This is a genomic window from Microbacterium esteraromaticum, from assembly GCF_900163815.1.
Lineage (GTDB): Bacteria > Actinomycetota > Actinomycetes > Actinomycetales > Microbacteriaceae > Microbacterium > Microbacterium esteraromaticum_B.
This window is the reverse complement of sequence record NZ_FUKO01000041.1, coordinates 57,309-77,113: the sequence shown is the minus strand read 5'-3', so window position 1 is coordinate 77,113 and position 19,805 is coordinate 57,309. Positions and strand designations below refer to the sequence as shown.

General features: G+C 66.6%; 17 protein-coding genes. All 17 read left to right on the top strand.

All coding sequences use genetic code 11. The features are described from left to right. The first annotated feature begins 8 nt into the window (after positions 1-8). Positions 9-980: an AAA family ATPase gene (locus FM104_RS14655; protein ID WP_087132963.1), complete on the top strand. Its 972-nt coding sequence runs from the start codon at positions 9-11 to the stop codon at positions 978-980. Beyond that, on the top strand, positions 980-2,239 hold the full coding sequence (locus tag FM104_RS14650) for a DUF58 domain-containing protein (protein ID WP_087132962.1): 1,260 nt from the start codon (positions 980-982) through the stop codon (positions 2,237-2,239). The genes FM104_RS14655 and FM104_RS14650 overlap by 1 nt, the downstream gene beginning before the upstream one ends. After that, positions 2,236-4,623, top strand: coding sequence for a transglutaminase-like domain-containing protein (locus FM104_RS14645; protein ID WP_087132961.1), 2,388 nt, complete (start codon positions 2,236-2,238; stop codon positions 4,621-4,623). The genes FM104_RS14650 and FM104_RS14645 overlap by 4 nt, the downstream gene beginning before the upstream one ends. Further along, on the top strand, positions 4,620-5,954 hold the full coding sequence (locus FM104_RS14640) for an RDD family protein (RefSeq protein ID WP_087132960.1): 1,335 nt from the start codon (positions 4,620-4,622) through the stop codon (positions 5,952-5,954). The genes FM104_RS14645 and FM104_RS14640 overlap by 4 nt, the downstream gene beginning before the upstream one ends. Then, a complete protein-coding gene (locus FM104_RS14635; RefSeq protein ID WP_087132959.1) occupies positions 5,951-6,769 on the top strand; it encodes a PP2C family protein-serine/threonine phosphatase in 819 nt (272 codons plus the stop codon). The genes FM104_RS14640 and FM104_RS14635 overlap by 4 nt, the downstream gene beginning before the upstream one ends. Further along, positions 6,766-8,004 (top strand): FHA domain-containing protein, encoded by a 1,239-nt coding sequence (locus FM104_RS14630; protein ID WP_087132958.1) that lies wholly within the window; start codon positions 6,766-6,768, stop codon positions 8,002-8,004. Before FM104_RS14635 ends, FM104_RS14630 begins: the two co-directional genes overlap by 4 nt. After that, on the top strand, positions 8,001-9,650 hold the full coding sequence (locus FM104_RS14625; protein WP_087132957.1) for a serine/threonine-protein kinase: 1,650 nt from the start codon (positions 8,001-8,003) through the stop codon (positions 9,648-9,650). Before FM104_RS14630 ends, FM104_RS14625 begins: the two co-directional genes overlap by 4 nt. Next, complete coding sequence (locus FM104_RS14620) at positions 9,647-10,363, top strand: hypothetical protein (RefSeq protein WP_087132996.1); 717 nt, start codon at positions 9,647-9,649, stop codon at positions 10,361-10,363. The genes FM104_RS14625 and FM104_RS14620 overlap by 4 nt, the downstream gene beginning before the upstream one ends. A gap of 81 nt (positions 10,364-10,444) precedes the next feature. Then, positions 10,445-11,797, top strand: a complete 1,353-nt coding sequence (gene eccD / locus FM104_RS14615) for a type VII secretion integral membrane protein EccD (protein ID WP_087132956.1) — start codon at positions 10,445-10,447, stop codon at positions 11,795-11,797. A gap of 4 nt (positions 11,798-11,801) precedes the next feature. Further along, complete coding sequence (locus FM104_RS14610) at positions 11,802-13,118, top strand: type VII secretion protein EccB (RefSeq protein WP_087132955.1); 1,317 nt, start codon at positions 11,802-11,804, stop codon at positions 13,116-13,118. Beyond that, a complete protein-coding gene (locus tag FM104_RS14605; RefSeq protein WP_179206827.1) occupies positions 13,115-14,425 on the top strand; it encodes a S8 family serine peptidase in 1,311 nt (436 codons plus the stop codon). The genes FM104_RS14610 and FM104_RS14605 overlap by 4 nt, the downstream gene beginning before the upstream one ends. Before the next feature lie 146 nt (positions 14,426-14,571). Continuing rightward, entirely contained in the window at positions 14,572-15,312 is a 741-nt protein-coding gene (locus FM104_RS14600; RefSeq protein WP_143738450.1) for a hypothetical protein, read from the top strand. A 16-nt stretch (positions 15,313-15,328) separates the two neighbouring features. Continuing rightward, positions 15,329-16,936: a type VII secretion target gene (locus FM104_RS14595; RefSeq protein ID WP_087132952.1), complete on the top strand. Its 1,608-nt coding sequence runs from the start codon at positions 15,329-15,331 to the stop codon at positions 16,934-16,936. Between the two features lie 33 nt (positions 16,937-16,969). Then, positions 16,970-17,731 carry a hypothetical protein gene (locus FM104_RS14590; RefSeq protein ID WP_087132951.1) on the top strand — a complete coding sequence of 254 codons (762 nt, stop codon included), beginning with the start codon at positions 16,970-16,972 and terminating at the stop codon, positions 17,729-17,731. Further along, positions 17,728-18,474, top strand: coding sequence for a hypothetical protein (locus FM104_RS14585; protein ID WP_143738448.1), 747 nt, complete (start codon positions 17,728-17,730; stop codon positions 18,472-18,474). Before FM104_RS14590 ends, FM104_RS14585 begins: the two co-directional genes overlap by 4 nt. 136 nt (positions 18,475-18,610) lie before the next feature. Then, the gene (locus FM104_RS14580; RefSeq protein WP_087132949.1) at positions 18,611-19,333 is read left to right on the top strand and encodes a DUF2510 domain-containing protein; all 723 of its coding nucleotides are present in this window, start codon (positions 18,611-18,613) and stop codon (positions 19,331-19,333) included. Between the two features lie 96 nt (positions 19,334-19,429). Beyond that, positions 19,430-19,795, top strand: a complete 366-nt coding sequence (locus FM104_RS14575; RefSeq protein ID WP_087132948.1) for a hypothetical protein — start codon at positions 19,430-19,432, stop codon at positions 19,793-19,795. Positions 19,796-19,805 lie beyond the last annotated feature (10 nt).

Sequence of the window (19,805 nt, the reverse complement as noted above, 5' to 3'; positions counted from 1 at the left end):
CGAACACGATGACGATGACCCCCGAACAGGCCACCTGGTTCCAGGGCACCTTCCACCGTCTCGTCGAGAACGTCGACAAGGCGCTGCAGGGCAAGAGCGACGTGGTGAGTCTGGTCATCGCCGCGATGCTGGCCGAAGGACACGTGCTGCTCGAAGACGCCCCTGGCACGGGCAAGACGAGCCTCGCGAAGGCGCTCGCCGCGACCGTGCAGGGGAGCAGCTCGCGCATTCAGTTCACCCCTGACCTGCTGCCGTCCGACGTCACCGGTGTGACGATCTACGACCAGCAGTCGCACAAGTTCGAGTTCCACAAGGGCCCGATCTTCGCCTCCATCGTGCTGGCCGATGAGATCAACCGTGCTTCTCCGAAGACGCAGTCGGCGCTGCTCGAGGTCATGGAGGAATCGCGGGTCACCGTCGATGGGGTCTCCCACGAAGCGGGCCGACCCTTCCTGGTGATCGCCACGCAGAACCCGGTCGAGCAGGCGGGAACCTACAAGCTGCCCGAAGCGCAGCTCGACCGCTTCCTCATCAAGACGTCGATCGGCTACCCCGATCTGGCGGTCACCGAGCGCATTCTCGCCGGGTCGTCGCAGCGCAACCCCGCGGCCGCCCTGTCGGCGATGATCACCACCAGCGCGGTCGCCGACATGGCTGACCTCGCGGCAACCGTGCACGTCGAATCCGCGGTGCTGCGCTACACGGCCGAGCTCGCCGAGGCGACGCGCGCAGACTCAGCCACGCGACTGGGCGTCTCGGTGCGCGGCGCGATCGCGATGGTCCGCATCGCGAAGGTCTGGGCGGCAGCGCACGGCCGCCACTACGTGCTGCCTGACGACATCAAGACTCTTGCGCGTCCGGTGTGGCAGCACCGGATGCTGCTCGACGCTGAGGCTGAGTTCGCGGGCACCACCGCCGAGAGCGTCGTCGGCCGGGTACTCGAGAGCGTCACGGCTCCGCAGGCGCGAACGGCGGCCTGATGTCGGCGGGAACGATCGCTGCGGTCGAAGGAGGCGAACGCGAGGCCGGTTGGCGCGACATCGCGGCCGTCCTCGGCGGGCGCGTTCTCGACGGTCTTCGCCTGATCGCCTCGGCTGTGCGGCCGCTGGGTTGGGTGCTGTTCGGCCTGGCCGTCTCGTTCTGGCTCGTCGGTGCGCTGCTGGGCTGGCAGGAGCTGATCGTGGCGGCGATGGTGCTCGGCATCATCCTCGTCATCTGTGCGGCGTTCCTCATCGGCCGCACTGCGTACGACGTGTCGCTCGATCTCGCCCGCACGCGAGTCGTCGTCGGCGAGCGAGCTGTCGGCGCGTTGACGCTCGCGAATCATGGGTCGCGGGCTATTCTCCCCTCGCGCGTGGTGATGCCGGTAGGCGCGGGGCGCGGTGAATTCACGATCCAGCGTCTTGCTCCCGCGCAGGAAGCCGAGGAGCTGTTCACGATCCCGACGCAGCGCCGCGGGGTCGTCAAGGTCGGCCCGGTGAGCGTCGTTCGAGGCGACCCGCTCGGCGTCTTCGAACGCGCGCACCACCGTGATGAACCGGTTGACCTTTACGTGCACCCCAAGACGGTGCTCTTCGGCGGGCAGTCGCTCGGGTTCCTTCGCGACCTGGAGGGTCTGCCTGCGGCCGATCTCTCGCGTGACGATGTCTCGTTCCATACGCTGCTCGAGTACCAGCCCGGCGACGATCTCCGTCACGTGCATTGGCGTTCCACCGCCCGCACCGGGGTGATGATGGTGCGCCAGTTCGAAGAGACACGTCGCTCGCACTTCGTGATCGGGCTCTCTCGCTCCAGCGGCGACTACCGCAGCGACGACGACCTCGAGCTCGCCATCTCGGTGGCGGGATCGATCGGCCTGCGAGCGCTGCGCGACTCTCAGCGTGTCGACATGCGCGTGCAGGGCCGAGAGCTGGCATCCGGCACGGGCAAGCAGCTGCTTGACTCTCTGGCGATGGTCGAGGAGTCCAAGCCCCGCGAGGGCGGCATCGCCGATCTCGCCGGTGTTCTCAGCGCCAACATGCCGCTGGCCAGTGTGGTCGTGCTCGTCTGCGGCACCGCCGTGCGTGCCGAGGATCTGCGGCTGGCCTGCTCGCGCCTTCCTTTCGGTGCGCGCGCTCTGGCTGTCATCGTGCAGTCCGGACTCGCGCAGCCCGAGCTGCGCAAGATCGGCGAAGCCGATGTCGTCACCGTCGGAGCGCTGGAGCAGCTCCCCATCGCACTGCAGAGAGTTCTCGCATGACCGCCGTCTCGCCTTCACCGGCACTCTCGATCCGGCGCTGGGTGCTCGACTTGGCTGCGGTCGCTGTGCTGCTGGCGGTCGCCCTGCTCGGCTTCTGGCCCACCTTCGGCGGCGGCAGCTTCGGCCTCGCCGCCGCTGGCGGGGTACTGCTCGGCATCGCCATCGCAGCCGTGTGCACCTGGCGCGGCTGGGGCATTCTCATCGTCGCCGGTCTGACGATCGCCGCCTACTTCGTCTTCGGCGGAGCCTTCGCCCTCTCGCACACTGCGATCGCGGGGTTCATCCCCACCCTCGATACCCTCGGTGCACTGGCGCTCGGCGCTGTGACCGCGTGGAAGCAGCTGCTCACCACCGTCGCTCCGGTCTCGGCCGCTGATGGCCACCTGCTCGTGCCGTTCCTGATCGCTCTCGTCGCGGCTGTCACTGCCGCGTCGCTCGCGCTGCGCCTGCGCCACGTCGGCTGGGCGCTCGCGCCGATCATCGGTGCATTCGTCCTCGTCATCGCGCTCGGCGTTCCCGACCCGGCCTTCCCCGTGGTGCAGGGCATCATCCTCGCCGGTGGCGCCGTGACCTGGATGTCACTGCGCGCCTGGTGGGTGCCCAGCAGCAGCGCCGTCGACGTCTCTCAGGTCGATCCCACCCGTGCCGCGCACATGCGGCTGCGGCGCGTTCTCAGCGGTGTGGCAGTGGTCGCGGTCGCCGCAGGCGCGGGCGTGGCGGTCAGCGCGGCATCCGCCCCCGCCGAGCCGCGCCACATCTTCCGCGATGCCATCGTGCCGCCATTCAACGTGCGCGACTACGTGAGCCCGCTGCAGTCGTTCCGCAAGAACGTGCGCGATCAGAAGGAGAAGACGCTCTTCACCGTCTCGGGCCTTCCCAAGGGTGCGCGAGTGCGTCTCGCGGCGATGGACGAGTGGGACGGCGTCGTCTTCAACGTCGCCGACGGCGGCCCCGGCTCGTCGAGCGCCTTCACACCGCTGCGTTCGAACATGGCGGCGGATGCCGAGGGCGTGCCGGTCTCGCTCCGCTTCGAGATCGGCGACTACGACGGCGTCTGGGTGCCCAGCGTCGAGGTTGCCGACGACTTCGCCTTCGATGGCGACCACGCCGACGCTCTGCGGCGCAGCGCCTACAGCAACACCGGAACGGGCACCACTGTGGTCGTCGACGGACTGAAGGAGGGCGACGCGTACACGCTGCGTGCGATCGTTCCGGCGGCGGTGAGCGATGAGCAGCTGAAGGATGCCGCGTTCGCGAACATCCGGATGCCGAAGGCGACCAACGTGCCCGAAGATCTCTCGAACATCGCCGCCGACGCGGTGACCGATGCCGAGACTCCTATCGAACAGGTGCGGGCACTCGAGACCCACTTCGCCGAGGACGGCTTCTTCAGCCACGGTCTCGAAGGAGAAGTGCTCTCGCGAGCCGGACACACCGCAGAGCGCATCGCGACCCTCCTCGGGGGTGACCAGATGATCGGCGACGACGAGCAGTACGCCGCCGTGATGGCGCTCGCCGCTCGAGAGCTCGGCATCCCGGCCCGCGTCGTGATGGGCTACTACCCGGAGGAGGAGCAGGCCGGCGATCCGGTCTTCACCGCGACCGGCGATGACGTGCACGCGTGGGTCGAGGTCGCTTTCGAGGACTTTGGCTGGGTGCCGTTCTCGCCGACCCCGCCCAAGGACAAAGTCCCCAACGACACGAACACCAAGCCCCGGGTCGATCCCAAACCGCAGGTGCTGCAGCCGCCGCCCCCGCCGCAGGAGCCGATCGATCTGCCCCCGACGGTTCCTGATGACCGCAAGCCGCAGGATGAGACCCCCAATATCCTTGGGATCATCGGTGTCATCCTCGCCATCGGAGGCATCTCGCTCGGCGTGCTGCTGCTGCTCGCTTCGCCCTTCATCGTCATCGGCGCATGGAAAGCATCGAAGCGGCGTTCGCGGCGCAACGCCGACCGCACGTCGGATCGGATCAGCGGCGGCTGGGATGAACTCACCGACCGTGCTGTCGACTACGGCGCGCGCCTTGCGCCGGGTGCGACGCGCATCGAAGAGGCGGCGACGGTGTCCGCCGCTCTGACCGTGCCCTCGGTCACCGCGCTCGCTGATCGCGCAGACGGACAGGTCTTCGGGCCGGATGAGCCGAGCCAAGCCGAGGTCGACTCGTTCTGGCAGGAGATCGAGACTGTGGTGGGTGGACTGGGCAAGGACGCCGGATTCTTCAAGCGCATGAAGGCCCGCGTCAGCATCCGCTCTCTCACCGGCTCCGGCCGGATGAGCGTCCGGATGCAGGAACTGAAAGCCGCCGCGACCGCGCGCGTTCGCCGCGAACCTGGCAACATCGAACACAACAGCACGACCTCCGAGAGCGAGACCCCATGACGATGCTTCCCTTCGGTCAGGTCGCGCCGGTCAAACGGCGCGCGGTGGCGTACATCATCGATGCGCTGATCGCCGCGGTGATTCCGGTGCTCGGCGCCATCATCGCCATCGTGATGACTGTCAGCGCTCTGAGCAGCGGCGAGCCCACCGGCACGCTCTTCGCGCTCGGTTTCGTCGTCATGCCGATCGTCGGCATTCTCGCTTTCGGCTGGATGCTGGTGTACACCTTCATGCAGACCGGCAGGGGATCGGTGGGCATGCGCGCGCAGGGCCTGAGGCTGGCGTCGGCAGCCGATGGATCGCCGATCAGCTTCTGGCGGGCGCTGCTGCGCAATATCGTCTTCGGCCTCGCCGGTTCGATCGTGGTGGGCTACTTCTCGCCGCTGTTCGACGGGTCGGGTCGTTTCCAGGGCTGGCACGACAAGGCCGTCGGATCCGTGATGATCGATCAGAAGTCGTACCGTGCGGAGAGGATGCCGCAGGAGATGAATGCGGCCGCTGCGCCCTTGGTGCCAGATCGTGGGCCTGCCCCGATGATGTCGTCGGCGCCGACCTCGATGCCTGGTTTCGCCGCTCCGCTCGCACCGACATCCATGCCTGGTTTCGCGGCGCCATCGCCAGCCGCAGCGCCGGCGCCCGCTGCCGATCCGGCGTCGGTTGTCCCGCCCACGCCGCAGGCGGCGGTATCGCCCGATCATGCGGCGTCTGAAGCTGTCATGCAGCCATCAGTCGATGAGGAAGTCGCCGAGCAGACCGTGCTCACGCCGCACCTCACCCGGGATCTTCCGGATGATCCGCTCATCTCTTTCGTGCCCGGCATCACCCAGGAGCCGGTGCGACGCGAAGAGCCGCCCGCGCCGGCGGCCGTCGCGCCGGAGCCGGAGCCGGAGCCAGCGCCGGAGCCGGAGCCCGAGCCGCACCCCGAGCCGGACGCCGAGCCGCATCCGCAGCTGGAGCCGGAGATCTTCGAAGACGAGGACTTCGAGTCCACGCGGATCAGCGTTCCCGGCCATCGTCTGGTGTTCACCTGGGACGATGGTCAGCGCGCAATGGTCTCGGGCCGCACGGTCTTCGGTCGCAATCCCGAAGAAGGCGACGGTGCCGCGAATGTCGCTGTCCGCGACGAGACCCGCTCACTCTCCAAGACGCATTTCGAGGCCGGCGCGGACGCGCGCGGCGGCTGGGTGCTGGATAGGCAGTCGACCAATGGAACATCGATCGTCCGCGATGGCGTGCGCATCGCCTGCCCTCCGGGTCAGCGCGTTCCGGTACGACTGGGCGATGCCCTCGAGATCGGCGACCGCATCGTGACGATCGGCGGGTACGCATGACTGCTCCCATCATGACCAGGAGCGCCAGCGCCACGGATGTCGGCGCCCGACGCAGACTCAACGAGGATGCATTTCTCGCAGCAGCGCCACTGTTCATCGTGGCCGACGGCATGGGCGGACACGATGCCGGCGAGGTCGCCAGCGCGAAGGTCGTGGAGCATTTCTCGACCCTCAGCGGGCAGGAATCGCTGAGCATAGGGCAGGTGCGCGATGTGCTGGCATCCGCTCGCACAGCTGTCGGAGCCCTGGGACAGCAGGGCACCGCCGGCGCCGGTACGACTCTGAGTGGGGTTGTGATTGCCAGCGTCGACGGCCTCGGCTATTGGCTGGTGCTGAACATCGGCGATTCTCGCACCTACCAGTTCTCGAACGGCATGCTGGAGCAGATCACCGTCGACCACTCCTACGTTCAGGAGCTGATCGACGAGGGTGAGATCACCCCAGAACAGGCCAAGTCCGATCGGCGTCGGAATATCATCACTCGCGCGATCGGTGCGGGCAGCGTCGGCGATGCCGACTACTGGCTGTTCCCGGCAGAGAGCGGAGATCGGATGCTGGTCTGCTCGGACGGGCTGACGACGGAGCTGCCAGACGAGCGGATCGCCGAGGTGCTGGCGACAGAGCCGGATCCGCAGCGGGCCGCCGACATGCTTACTGCAGAAGCAGTGCGCGCTGGTGGCCGCGACAATGTGACGGTGGTGATCGTCGACGCGCTGACCGTGGCCTCGGCGCGGGGCGTTCACGTGCACGCAGATGAGGCCGATGAGCTCGACGACACGCGTCCGCGTGCCGCCGTGGATGGAGGAATGCGATGAGTGACGTGATCTACCGTTCGGGTGAGTGGCAGGTTGTCATCGAGGAATCAGGCGTCGCGGCCCTTCCCGCAGACGCGAGCGCTGACAAGGTCGTCGCTCTGTCGGCGATGCTTCGACAGGGCGTGCCCGCTCTGACCGAGGTCATCGATGTGCTCTCCGGCGGCGCCATCACCGGGCTCGGCTCTTTCGCCGTCGCACTGATCGGAACGAACGGCGTGCGCTTCGCCGTCCGCGGGCCAGTGACGGTGAGCACCGGCCACGACGAGGGCTTCTCGGGTGAGGACATCACGACCTGGAGTGAACGCTTCATTCCAGGCGCCCCGCAGTTCGAGATCACCTTCACGGCACTGCCCGACGCTGTCGAGTACCCGATCCGCTCCGGTGTCGTTCTCGCTTCCGGTGTCCGCGTGGGGGAGGAGTTCACTGCCCCCGACGTCGAAGATGCGGATGCGGATGCGGATGCCGCAACACTCGTGTCCGCAGAGCACGTCGCTGAGCCAGCGGTCGAGCCCGAGCCAGAGGCCGAACCCGAGCCTGAGCCTGAGCCTGAGCCTGAGCCTGAGCAAGCGGCAGCCGCCGAGTCGGCGGACCCGCCGCAGGACACCTATGCCTCCACCGACACGATCACCCCTGATGAGGTCGTCCTGGCGCGCGGCGACGTCAGCGACCCCGACGACGCGCGCAACGCGCCGCCCGTGCCCCCCGCACCCCCCGTGCTGCCCGACGTGGCGACAGAGGCTGCGCCGGCACCGGCGCCGATGCTCGCGGACATCGGTGACCATGATGGTGCCACGATCTCCGTTGCTGAGGCGCGGCAGCTGCGTCAGCGGTCATCCGCGCCCGACGCGCCGACGGAAGTCATCCCGGTTGCCGACACAGCGTCACCGGCACCCAGCTCGGCGCGGATTCGGCTGTCGACAGGACAGGTGGTCGACCTCGATCGTCCGGTCATCATCGGCCGCAAGCCCCGCTCGACCCGGGCCAGCGGCAGCACGTTGCCGCATCTGGTCGCCGTCGACAGCCCCGAATCCGATATCTCCCGCAATCACCTCGAGGTGCGTCCCGAGGGTGATTCGGTCGTTGTGATCGATCTGCACACGACCAACGGCTCGACCCTGCTGCGTCCGGGCGCCGACCCGGTGCGCCTGCACCCCGGCGAGCAGACCCTCGTACTGGGCGGCGACGTCATCGACATCGGCGATGGCATCACCATCGCCGTCGAGGAATTCGGATGACCCGCGCGCCATCGCCACCACCCGAGCTGAACGGATTCACTTACCTCCGCCCGCTCGGAACCGGTGGCTTCGCAGACGTCTTCCTCTATGAGCAGCAGCTGCCGAAGCGAGAAGTCGCGGTCAAGGTGCTGCTGGCCGACCGCCTCAGCGCGGGGGCCGCCGAAGAGTTCACCAACGAGGCCAACGTCATGGCGCTGCTCTCGACGCATCCGGCGATCGTCACGATCTACCAGGCCGGCGTCGCCGCCGACGGTCGTCCGTACCTCGTGATGGAGTACTGCCCGAAGCCGAACCTGCAGATCCGCACCCGCAAGGAGCCGTTCTCGGCCGCCGAAGCGCTGCGCGTCGGCGTGCAGGTGAGCGGCGCGGTCGAGACCGCGCACCGCGCCGGGGTGCTGCACCGCGATATCAAGCCGGCTAATATTCTGGTCACCGCATACAACCGTCCTGCCCTCACTGACTTCGGTATCGCGTCGACGACCGGAGCATCTGGCGCTGCAGACGAAGCCGAAGGGATGTCGATTCCGTGGTCGCCCCCGGAGTCGTTCGCCGAGACCCCCACTACCGGGGTGCGCACCGATGTCTACGCGCTGGGCGCGACGGTCTTCACCCTGCTGTCCGGCCGCTCGCCGTTCGAGCGCAAGGGTGAACGGAACACCAGTGTCGACCTGATCGAGCGCATCGAGCGCATGGCGGTTCCGTCGCTGGAACGCGCAGATGTTCCCGCCAGCCTGCAGGCGACACTTGCGCGAGCGATGGCGAAGCGTCCGGAAGACCGCTACCCGAGTGCCGTCGCATTCGCCCGCGCGCTGCAGAAGGTGCAGATCGAGCTCTCGCATTCGGTGACGCCCATCGACATCGTCGACGACCACCCCGCCCACGAAGACGAGCAAGACGACGATGACGGGCTGACGCGGGTTCGCGAGATCCGATCGATCAACCCGGACACGCACTCCGCGACGCGGCCCTCGGCCACGACAGAGCGCAAGCGCCCGAGCGCACCCGCTCCTGCGGGGCCGAGATTCGAGCATCCAGCCGCTGCAGAAGCCCTCGACGAGACGCAGCGACGAGCGCCGGGCGTCGCGGCATCCGGCGACCCGGATGAAGCCACGCTGCTGCGCAGGCCGACCGTGGTCGCTCCCGCACCGTCCGCAGCATCCGCACGTCTGCCGGCGGCAGCCCCCGGTGCGGTCGAACCGGCGCCCGACCTGGCGCACGAGCGGACGCGACGTGGCATGCCGTGGTGGGGCTGGGTCGCCGCAGCGCTCGGGGTGGCGGCCGTGGTGATGGGGATCGTCTTCGCTGGCAGCTTTGCGGGCACGCTGAGCCCTACGCCGCAGGCGACGGCGTCGTCGGATCCCGATCCGAAGGATCCGATCGCGGGCGTGGTGCCTCCGGTGACTGACGTCGTCGGCACGCGCGATGGCGATGAGGTCGTTTTCACCTGGAAGAATCCGGCACCGGAAGACGGCGACGTCTACCTCTGGTACGAGATGTCGCTCGACGGACCGGACAAGACCCAGACCACAGAAGAGACGAGTGCCGCAGTAAAGAGCGGGCCCTCGGACCGCACCTGCATCGAGGTGCTCATCAAGCGGGCAGACGGGCGCTCCTCGCCCGAGCCGACCAGGGGGTGCGTGAACTGATGGATGTCACGATCGAGTACGCGGGGGAGTACTTCTCTCTCGCCGAGGAGAAGCCGTTCTACGTCGGCAGACAAGGCGACCTGGAACTCGACGACAACCTGTTCCTGCATCGTCAGTTCCTGGAGATCTCCAATTCCGACGGACTGTGGTGGCTCTCGAACATCGGCGCACGCCTCACCGCGACGGTGACGGACTCGTCGGGCGGCGTCAACGCCTGGCTTGCGCCAGGCGCGCGGCTGCCGATCGTCTTCGAGCAGACCTCGGTGGTGTTCACCGCAGGGCCGACCACATACGAGTTCACGATTCACGCCAAGACGCCGGAAGTGAAGATCACGCCGCGCGATGCGACGGATGACGGTGAGTCGACGATCGGACACGTGCCGCTGACCGCAAGTCAGAAACTCCTCATCCTGTCGCTGGCCGAGCCGCTGCTGCGGCGCGAGGGCACCGGGACGAGTGAGATCCCCAGCTCGGCGGCTGCCGCGAAGCGGCTCGGATGGACGAGTACGAGGTTCAACCGCAAGCTCGACAACGTGTGCGACAAGTTCGACCGCATCGGAGTGCAGGGCATGCGTGGTGGTCAGGGCAAGCTGGCGACCAACAGGCGGGCTCGTCTGGTCGAGCACGCGGTATCGAGCAGGCTGGTGGAACGAGATGATCTCGTGCTGCTGGATGCCGAAGCAGCAAGCAACGACGGCACCGGAGACAGCTGAGCGCACGTCGTGCGCTGAACAGGCAGAACAGTCAGGCAAGCGATAATGTGAAGCGCGCGTGCCGAGAGAAAGCGGGGATCGATGTCGCCTCAGACGACAGCTGTCGCGCCGGCGCAGCTACTGCGTATTACGGTGCAGTGGGAATCCCAGCGCATTGACGTGGGTGTTCCTGGGGGCGTCCCCGTCGCCGAGATTCTCCCCTCCCTCACGCGACGGCTTCGGGTGCTCGACAACGTCTCCGCATCCTCCGGCTTCCGACTGGTTCGCGCCGAGGGCACCTCGCTCGATGGTGATCGCACCCTGGCAGCGCAATCCGTGCACGATGGTGACTTCCTTGTGCTCGAGCAGGGCGCTGCCGTCGCCGGATCGAAGCGCTATGACGATCTGGTCGAGGCCGTCGCAGACGTCGTCGAAGAGAGCGCGCCGGCCTGGACCGCGCAGAACTCGGTGACCACCGCTACCGTCGTCGCGTCCGTCCTGCTGCTTCTCGGGCTGGTGCCGATGGTCTGGTCGTGGTTCGACACCGGGACGATCGTCACCGCGGCGGGCGCCGGCGCAGCAGCAGTCGTGCTCATGGTCTGCGCGTTGGTCATGGATCGCACCGGTGCTCCGGAACAGGCCACGATGGCGCTTGCGCTGGTGTCGTCGGTCTATGCGGGAGTCGCGGGATACACCATTCTTCCGTCAGACGGCGGGTGGGGACTGCCGCTGGTCATCGGCAGCGGCGCCATGCTGCTGTTCGGCATCGTCACCATGCTGGCGCTGAAGCGCATGCGCGAGTACGGACTCATCCCGGTGGTCGTCGGCGGGGCGCTCCTCGCAGTCAGCGGCATCGTGGTGTGGCTCGCCGCGCCCGTGGCATCCATCCTCGCCGCAGCCATGGCCATCGCCGGGATCGTGGGGCTCGCCGCTCCCTGGATCGCACTGACATCGGTGCCGCTGCGCGTCGTATCCGCGCGGGATGACTCCGAGGTGTACGACGCGCCCACGCGCATCCTTCCGGAGGACGTCGCGAAGCTCTATGTGCGCGCGCACCGGTACCAGGTCTCGTTGCGGATCGCGGTGAGCCTCATCGTGCTGGTGGCGACGGCACCCGTGGTCGCTTCCGGCGTCTGGGGCCTGCTCCTGTGCGCGGTGACGTACATCGGAATGTTTCTGGGGAGCAGACAGGTGTATTCGCGGTTCGACATCATCGCCGTCGCATCCGGGGTGCTCTCCGGGGTCGTGCTCAGCGTGGTCACTGCGATCATCTCGCACCCCGACTGGATCGGCGCACTGGTCATCGCCCTGACGGCTGCCGCCGTCTGCGTCATCGTGATCGTGCTGCTGAGCTCGAAGGTGCGGTTGGGTCTGACGCGCTTCGCCGACTTCGCAGAATGGCTCACGATCGCCCTGCTGCTGCCCTTGGCCATCATCGCCGGAGGCTGGTTCTAAGTAAATGGCGTCCAAAACCGAGCTGATGCAGGCGCAGGCCTTCAACCGGCGCCGCCTGCGCACAGCTTTCACCAGCGGTGCGCCGGGCGGGCGTGAACTCGCACCGGGCAAGCCCCTCCGCGGCGTCGTGGTCAGCGTTGCGCTGGCGATTCTCACCATCATCGTCTCGCTGCTGATCGGCACGTTCACCGGAACCCTGCCCAAGGGCTGGGGCGACGGCTCAATCATCGTGGTGAAGGGTGAGGGATCGCGATACGTCGCCCTCGGTGACACGCTCTACCCGGTGAAGAACCTGGCAAGCGCACGATTGCTCGTCGGATCCACCGAGATCACTTCGGTCCCGGCCGACAAGCTCGATGGCATCGACCGCGATCCGACCCCGGTCGGGATCGACGGAGCCCCCGATCATCTTCCGGCTCCTGACCGGCAGTACACCGACCACTGGCTCGCCTGCGTCACGGCATCCCGTCCTCTGGAGATCTCCACCCGTCTGCTCAGCGATCCGAGCGGACCGAAAACGCAAGCCGCTCTCGTCAAAGACGATGACGGTGACTACTGGTACATCCAGGGCGCGCGCCGCTTTGCCGTCAGCAAAGACAGCGTCGCTGTCGTCGCGAGCGTCTTCCTCGGAATCGATGATGTGCGCACCGTTCCGACAGCATCGGCACTCTGGCTCAACCTTGTGACTCCGGGCACACCGCTGGACATCACGCTGGGCAGCGAGTTGGGCGAGGACGCCGGCACCGCGGGACTCATCGTCGGACAGGCCGTGCAGACGCAGGTCGACGGTGAAGTCGTGGCGGAGTACATCGTAGACGGTCGCGGGGATCTGGTTCCTGCGACGCCGTTCGCCCGCACCCTGCTCACCGCATATGTGGGCGTGCCGCCGGTGACGATGACCGTCGCCGAAGCCACCAGTCTGCGCAATGTGAACTCGACTGCGGTGCCAGAGGACTGGCCCTCGGCGGTGCCTGTGCCATCGGCTGACCCGTCGGGCGCGTGCCTGCAGATGACCCCGACCGCTGACGGCCCAGTGGTCTCTGTGGCAGCTTCTCCGGAAGAGCTCGAACCCGGCACCAGGGTCAAGCCCGGATCGGGATTAGCTGTCACATCGCGGAGCACGGGCGAAGGCGCGACATACGGGTTCGTCTCCGAGGCCGGGGTGTACTTCCCAGTCGCGTCGGCGACTGATCTTCAACTGCTCGGATACAGCACCGCTGACTCGATGACGGTTCCCGCATCATGGACCCAGCTGCTCGAGGAAGGGCCGACACTCAGCCAGTCGATCGCGCAGCGGACGGCGCCGAGGCAGGAGAAGTGACGCGCGTTCCTGCCAAGCTCGCCGCCGCTGCTGTCATCGGCATCGTCGCGCTGCTCGGCACGGGTGCCGGTGCGGTGCCACCGGCCGAGTCTGCAACTGCGCTGACATCGATGGTGCAGTCGCCGAGCGCGCCTGCCGATGCTCCGGCTGTTGACGCGGCCACGCAGAAATGCACGCCCGATAAGCGCGCACTGATACCCGGCACCAGCTACCTGGTCGGTCGGCTCGGGCTCGAAGAAGCCTGGGCGCTCAGTCGCGGGCGCGGTGTCACAGTAGCTGTGGTGGATTCTGGTGTGCAGGCGGGGAATGTGCATCTGAAGGATGCTCTGGTGCCCGGCCACACCAGTTTCGGCAACGGCTCTGCTCGAGCGGATGCTGACCTCTTCGGTCACGGCACGGCGATCGCCGGAATCATCGCGGCGCGGCAGGTCAAGGGCTCCGGTGTGATCGGTATCGCGTCGGAGGCGAAGATCATGCCGATCCGCGCATTCGAGGCAGGGCCGGAGGACGGCCAGTCGTCCCGTGACCTCACGCCGCCGTCGGCAGGGACAGTGGCCGCGGGCATCCGCTGGGCTGCTGAGCACGGAGCGCAGATCATCAATGTCTCGCTATCCGACGCGCAGTCTTCGGCACAGTACCGAGATGCGGTCGCCTACGCGAACGCCCGAGGCTCCCTGGTCATAGCCAGCGCAGGAAACCGCAAGACCGCCGCACCGAATCAACCCGACCCCACCCACTTCTATCCCGGAGAGCTCGACGGCGCGCTCGCCGTGGCCGGCGTGCTGAGCGATGGCACCTGGGACGCCGAGTCGTCCTATGCGGGCGAGCACGTCGATATCGCGGCTCCGGGACAGGCTGTGCCGTCCACGTATATCTCCGGCGGTGACTGCGTCTTCAACAGCGACTCTGCGTCATCGAGCTACGCCACCGCGGTCGTGTCGGGTGCGGCGGCGCTCATCGCCGCACGGTTTCCCGAAGAATCTCCTGACCAATGGGCGTTCCGGTTGATGCAGTCGGCGATGCGCGTCGCCCCGGCAGAGCGCAGCAATACCGTCGGCTGGGGCGAAGTGAGGCCGGCCGCGGCCCTGGCACTTATTGACGATGGGATGCTGCCGGGGCCTCCTTCGGCCGCGCACCCAGCACCGGCTGATCAGCCGGAGAACCCGCGCACGGTCTCGCTCGACCCGGTGCCGGATGCACTCGATCCCGCGCGGACGATCGTGGGATGGACTCTCGGCGCCGGCGCGACGATCTCCGTGATCGTGCTTCTGCTGGCCCGCGGGCGGGCGCGCCGAACGAGCGCCTGAAACGTCTTCGAACGTGGGTGCCGCGATGTCGCGCTTGCGGCTCTCGCGGCTCGTTCTGAAGCGCCGCATGGGGACTCCTCCCCCTATGTCGGTTCGAGTGTGCTCCGTAGGATTGCCACATCGGACCACAAGAGAAGGAGGCCATCGTGAATCTGGATATGGCGGATGCCGGCCGGCTGATGGCAGAGCTGCGTGAGAGCGCGGCGAACCTGCAGCGTGAACTCAGGGCGGTCGCGACGGCAGCGGACGAGTTGACGCCTGTGACGGTCGAGGATGACGAGAAGGCCGTGAAGCTGACCCTCGCGAAGAATGGCTCCGTGGAGGCGCTCGTGCTCGATGAGGACTGGCGCGACAAGATCGGCGAGGAGAGCCTCGGCGCATCGGTGAGCATGTGCTATCAGACGGCGCTCGGCAAGCGGCTCGATCAGATGATGACCGCGGTCGACGAGCAGCCTGAAGATGACACCCGCATCACGACTCCGCCACCCGCGCCGTTCACTCTGGGTGACCCGACGACAGCTTCGGCGGAGGAGGGGCGCAGCAACATCCTCGACGCCATCCACCAGGCGCGGGATCAGCGCGAGGCCTACCTCGCCAAGGTGAATCAGAAGGGCAGCGAAGCTCGGGCTGCAGTGAACTCGGCCAAGACCGTCATCGTGTCGCGCCGCGGGCCGGCCATCACCGGTGTAGCACTCGACGAGCGCTGGGTGCGCAACGCGAACGACGGCATGATCGAGCGTGAGATCGTCCGCGCGATGAACAACGTCATGGCGATGTCGAACCGTGACCAGCAGAACACGTACGAAGGCTTTCCGGCTGTGCAGCGGTTGATGGACATGACGAAAGATCCTCGCGAGATGCTGCGCCGCATGGGCAGCGTTCGCTGAGATAAGGAGCAGAGACATGGGCCTTTGGGATAACTTAAAAGGAGCAGGGGGCGACCTCCTCGACGCGATCACTCCGATCGACGAGGGGATCGATTTTGTCAAGAACGTCGCGGAGGGCGATTTCATCGCCGCGGGGGGTAACGTCCTCGACGCGCTGACCCCGATCGACGAGATCGTCAGCGCTGGATCCCACCTGCTCGGCGGGCCGGACAACTTGGGGATCTCGGACCTCACCGACGGCGTGTACGAGAAGCTGCCGGTGGTCGAGGGCGAGTCGGTTCTTCCCGAGCCGCCTGCGCAGCCGGCCGCATCGTCGTTCGGCGCCGAGGGGGAAGTCGATGTCGAGACCTCGTTCTTGCGCAAGGACGCAACTCTCTGGGATGCCGGTGCATCCACCTATGAGGGCATCGCCGGAGCGGCCGACGGGCTGACGATCGACCCGTCAGCGTTCACCTTCTTTGGTCAGGACGCGGCTCAGGCGTATGCGGATTTTCAGGTGACGATGTCGCAGCTGCTGCACACCGCGCCTGAGGCGCACACCGGATTCGCGGACTCGCTTCGCTTGACAGCGGATGCCTATGACCAGACCGACCAGACGTCGGCGACGGATCAGAAGAAGGAAATCCCGGGCGGGGACTCGTACACACCTGGTGGCGGGGGTGGATCTACGGGCGGTGGAGGCTCCAGCGGCGGTGGCGTCGGGGGCGGCGGCAGCGGTGCAGGCGGGGGAGAGCCCGGCGGAGGCATCGGTGCAGGCGGCGGAGGCGTCGGCGGTGGCATCGCCGAGCAGCCGAGCGTCGACGGCAGCGTCGACGGCGAGACTGGAATCGACGATCCGCGTCTGGATGCGGAAGCCGACCAGATGGATGCGCGCGCTGATGCGCTGGACCGGCAGGCGGATCAGGCCGACAAGCACGCCGAAAAGGCCCAAGAGCAGGTCGACGCCCTCGAGACGCAGATCGATGCACTCGAGGACCGGGCCGCCGAGCTCGACCGGAGCGCCACGGATCTGGAGCGACGCGCGACCGAGTTCGACCTCAAGGCCTCGCAGCAGGATGAGGCCGGCGACTCCGCGGGTGCGCTGCAGAGCCGCACGGAGGCTGCGGCATTGCGCGTGGATGCGTCAGCACAGCGCGCGGAAGCCGCAGAACTCAGGCTCGAAGCGGAGAAGCTCGAGGGCCAGCAGGACGAGGCCTATGAAGAGATGACGGACGCTCGAGAGGATGCTGCAGAGCTGCGCGACAAGGCTGCAGACCTGCGCGACCAGGCCGCGGAGTTGCGCGACCAGGCCGCGGGCGGCGAGTCGGGCGTTGATTCCGCAGCAGATCTCGAGGCCGAGCCCGCCCCCGAGACGGACATCGATGTGGAAGTCGCTCCGGATGCTGAGATCGATGCTGATGTGACCCCGGAAACGCCCGTTGAAGGCGCACCGGTGGATGGTGCGCCGGTGGATGGTGCGCCGGTGGATGGTGCACCGGTGGATGGTGCACCGGTGGATGGTGCACCCGACAGTGATCTAGCGACTCCTCCTCTTGAGGGTGACATCGGCATACAGCCTGCCGCTGCAGCGGACAGCACCTCCGCATCTGCAGGTTCGTCTTGGCAGAGCCGGCTCGGCAATTGAACGTGAATCGACGAAGCAGAAAGAAGGTTTGACATGGTCACCACTATCGGACCCAGCGGCGGCAGCGACTCCACAGCGCAGAACGCACAGGAGTCGAAGTCGGAGTTTGACAGCTTCACGGGCTTCATCGACGGTGTCGTCGACATCATCAACGGCGGCTTAGGTCTGGTGAACTTCGTGCTTCCCGACGGAATCATGGACAGGATCAACTCATGGCTCGAGAAGATGTTTGCCAAGGTGCAGGAAGCCATCGATAAGGTCGCGCAGGTCTTCGCCTACGTCGGAAGCCCGTCCACGCTGCGTAATACGGGGCTGGACTGGGTGCGCGACGTCGGCACGCCGGCGCAGCAGTGCACTGCCACTCTGCTGCCGACGGTGCTCCCGACGACGGGCAACTGGGAGGGCAAGGCGTACGACGCGTACCAACTTCGCGTCGACCAGCAGGGTCCCGCCTCGGATGACGTTCTTGCGAAGTGCAATGACATCAACACCCAGCTGGACAGCTTCGCCGGTGCTATCGAGAACTTCTGGATCGGAATGCTCGGTGCTGTCGTCAGCCTGGTCATCGGTGTCCTCACGACTGCTGCCGCGCTTGCGGGCGTCGTAACGGCACCGGTTGCGATCGGCACGATCATCGGTGCGGTCGGCGTGTTCCTCACCTTCCTGATCGATGGCATCTCCGCCATCATGACGGCGAACCAGGGCACTTCGTCGTTCGTGGTGGGTGTCACGAACACGCTGTCGTCGACCAGCGCATTCCCCGGCGGCGCCTGGCCGCGTCACGCGGCGGCGTGACCATGCCACAGGAAGCGCAGCCAGCGACGATCAATGCGGAGACGGCCTCACCGGGCGCGCTGCTGCTCGATTTCGGCGGGAGAGTCGATCGCATCCAGCCGGGAACTGCGTTCACGATCGGACGCACCGCGGATCTCTCCATCGATGAGAATCCATACATCCACCGGCGGTTTCTGGAGGTGGCGGAGCGGGACGGCATCTGGTGGCTGACGAACGTCGGATCGGCGCTCGCGGCATCGGTGACCTCGGCGGACGGCATGGCGCAGTCATGGCTGAGCCCTGGCGCGACGATGCCGCTGGTGTTCAGCGCGACGACCGTGCTGTTCACGGCGGGCTCGACGACGTACGAGTTCTCGTTGACTGCGCAGCAGCCGTTCTATCAGATGTCGACGTCGTGGACATCTGGGGCCGACGCGCGCACGGTCGCCGAACTGCTGTCGCCCATGCAGAGGATCCTGCTGACCTCACTGGCAGAGCCCCTGCTGCGCCGACGTGCAGAGGGGTCGGTGCCGCTGCCGTCGACGGAGCAGGTGGCGACTCGATTGGGCTGGGCAGTGGAGAAGGTCGAGCGACGCGTAGGCGCACTGTGCGATAAGTTCGCTCGGCTGGGCATCAGTGGCCTGGAGCGTTCGGGCGCGGGAGAGATCCTGTCTTCGCAGCGCTCTCGGCTCGTTGAACATGCGGTGGGAGCTCGGATCGTGACTGCCGACGACCTTCCCCTGCTCGACGCATTCGCGGTCTGAAGGACGACGGAACCGGTGACCGCGGCGTCACCCCGACGCACTTCTTTCATGTGCGCCTGGTATACAGAGACGGTCGTTTCTGACGTCGAGTGACGTCGGATACGAAGGCATAGAGGATGTACACGGAGGGTGTTGCATGGGGGTTCCTGCTGGTTGGTATGACGACGGTGCGGGGCGGCAGCGTTGGTGGGACGGTGTGCAGTGGACGGAGGACTATGCGCCGGCGGGCACGGGCATAGCTGACGTCGCATCGGATCGCTCCGCGCCGACAGTTCCTGCGCCGCGGAGGGCGCCCGTCTTGGGTTTCATCGCTCTGGGTCTGGCGGTGGTGGGTCTGATCTTGGGCTGTGTTCCGGTGGTTCCGGTGATCGTGATCGGCATGGTTCTGCTGTTCGCGGCGCTGGTCGTGGGCATCATCGCCTTGTTCGTGAAGCACACGGCGAAGTGGCCGGCGATCGTCAGTATTGTCGTGTCGGTCATCGGTGGTGTCATCGCCGCTGTCGTGCTGCTCGTCGTGGCGGTCTTCTCTATCGCGCAAGGCCCCGTCGACAGTGGCCCCGTGAGCTCGCCTGCGCCGAGCATCTCCGCGCCTAGTGAACAGCCGACCGACGCACCGGAGTCATCCGATCGCCCGACTCCTGCAGAGATCTCCGAGGGGTATCTCGCGATCATGCACGCCGATGGCGTCCACGATTACGATGACCCCGAGATCGCCGAATGCATCGGACAGAAAATGTATGACTCCGACGTCAGCGATGAAACTCTGTGGGCGGGCATCAAAGACGAGTACCCGGGCGCGGATGAATTCGAGCATGCTCGAGACGTGTTGACCGATGTTCTTCTCTTTTGCAAGCCATGATCCGGTGTCAGCGCAGGATGGGGAATGCTCCCCATGGATCGGCGAATCGATGCGGGCTAGCATCGACTGACATGGCATGTGCGGAGGGGATCGATTATGACAGGTGAACGCGGCATTCAGCTTGACCTGGAAACGGCGGAACGCCAGGTCAAGCTCCTTGAGCGATGCCAGCAGAAGCTCGATGAGTCGGTGGAGCAGATGGAAGAGCTCCGCGTGGGGCAGACCGAGCAGGTGTGGACCGCCGACGGCAAGTCGGTTGATCTCGCGGCCAAGCTGACAGCGAAGTATCTTGCGGGCAGGGAGCAGCTGAACGCCATCCAGAAGGACATCGCCGAAGCACACGAGAACCTCAAGCTCGCCATTGAGGAGACGAGGCTTCTGGATGAAGAGCAGAAGAGAGCTTTTGCCGCCATGCTCAAAACCATCAATCTCGGCTTCCCCATCAAGCTCTCACCTTTCTGACCGGAGGCAC

Excerpts from the sequence above, each read along its gene's own strand:
- FM104_RS14610 (WP_087132955.1), top strand. The coding sequence starts at position 11,802 with ATGGCGTCCAAAACCGAGCTGATGCAGGCGCAGGCCTTCAACCGGCGC.
- FM104_RS14645 (WP_087132961.1), top strand. The coding sequence starts at position 2,236 with ATGACCGCCGTCTCGCCTTCACCGGCACTCTCGATCCGGCGCTGGGTG.
- FM104_RS14630 (WP_087132958.1), top strand. The coding sequence starts at position 6,766 with ATGAGTGACGTGATCTACCGTTCGGGTGAGTGGCAGGTTGTCATCGAG.
- FM104_RS14595 (WP_087132952.1), top strand. The coding sequence starts at position 15,329 with ATGGGCCTTTGGGATAACTTAAAAGGAGCAGGGGGCGACCTCCTCGAC.
- FM104_RS14635 (WP_087132959.1), top strand. The coding sequence starts at position 5,951 with ATGACTGCTCCCATCATGACCAGGAGCGCCAGCGCCACGGATGTCGGC.
- FM104_RS14650 (WP_087132962.1), top strand. The coding sequence starts at position 980 with ATGTCGGCGGGAACGATCGCTGCGGTCGAAGGAGGCGAACGCGAGGCC.
- FM104_RS14590 (WP_087132951.1), top strand. The coding sequence starts at position 16,970 with ATGGTCACCACTATCGGACCCAGCGGCGGCAGCGACTCCACAGCGCAG.
- FM104_RS14575 (WP_087132948.1), top strand. The coding sequence starts at position 19,430 with ATGACAGGTGAACGCGGCATTCAGCTTGACCTGGAAACGGCGGAACGC.
- FM104_RS14580 (WP_087132949.1), top strand. The coding sequence starts at position 18,611 with ATGGGGGTTCCTGCTGGTTGGTATGACGACGGTGCGGGGCGGCAGCGT.
- FM104_RS14625 (WP_087132957.1), top strand. The coding sequence starts at position 8,001 with ATGACCCGCGCGCCATCGCCACCACCCGAGCTGAACGGATTCACTTAC.
- eccD (WP_087132956.1), top strand. The coding sequence starts at position 10,445 with ATGTCGCCTCAGACGACAGCTGTCGCGCCGGCGCAGCTACTGCGTATT.
- FM104_RS14640 (WP_087132960.1), top strand. The coding sequence starts at position 4,620 with ATGACGATGCTTCCCTTCGGTCAGGTCGCGCCGGTCAAACGGCGCGCG.
- FM104_RS14655 (WP_087132963.1), top strand. The coding sequence starts at position 9 with ATGACGATGACCCCCGAACAGGCCACCTGGTTCCAGGGCACCTTCCAC.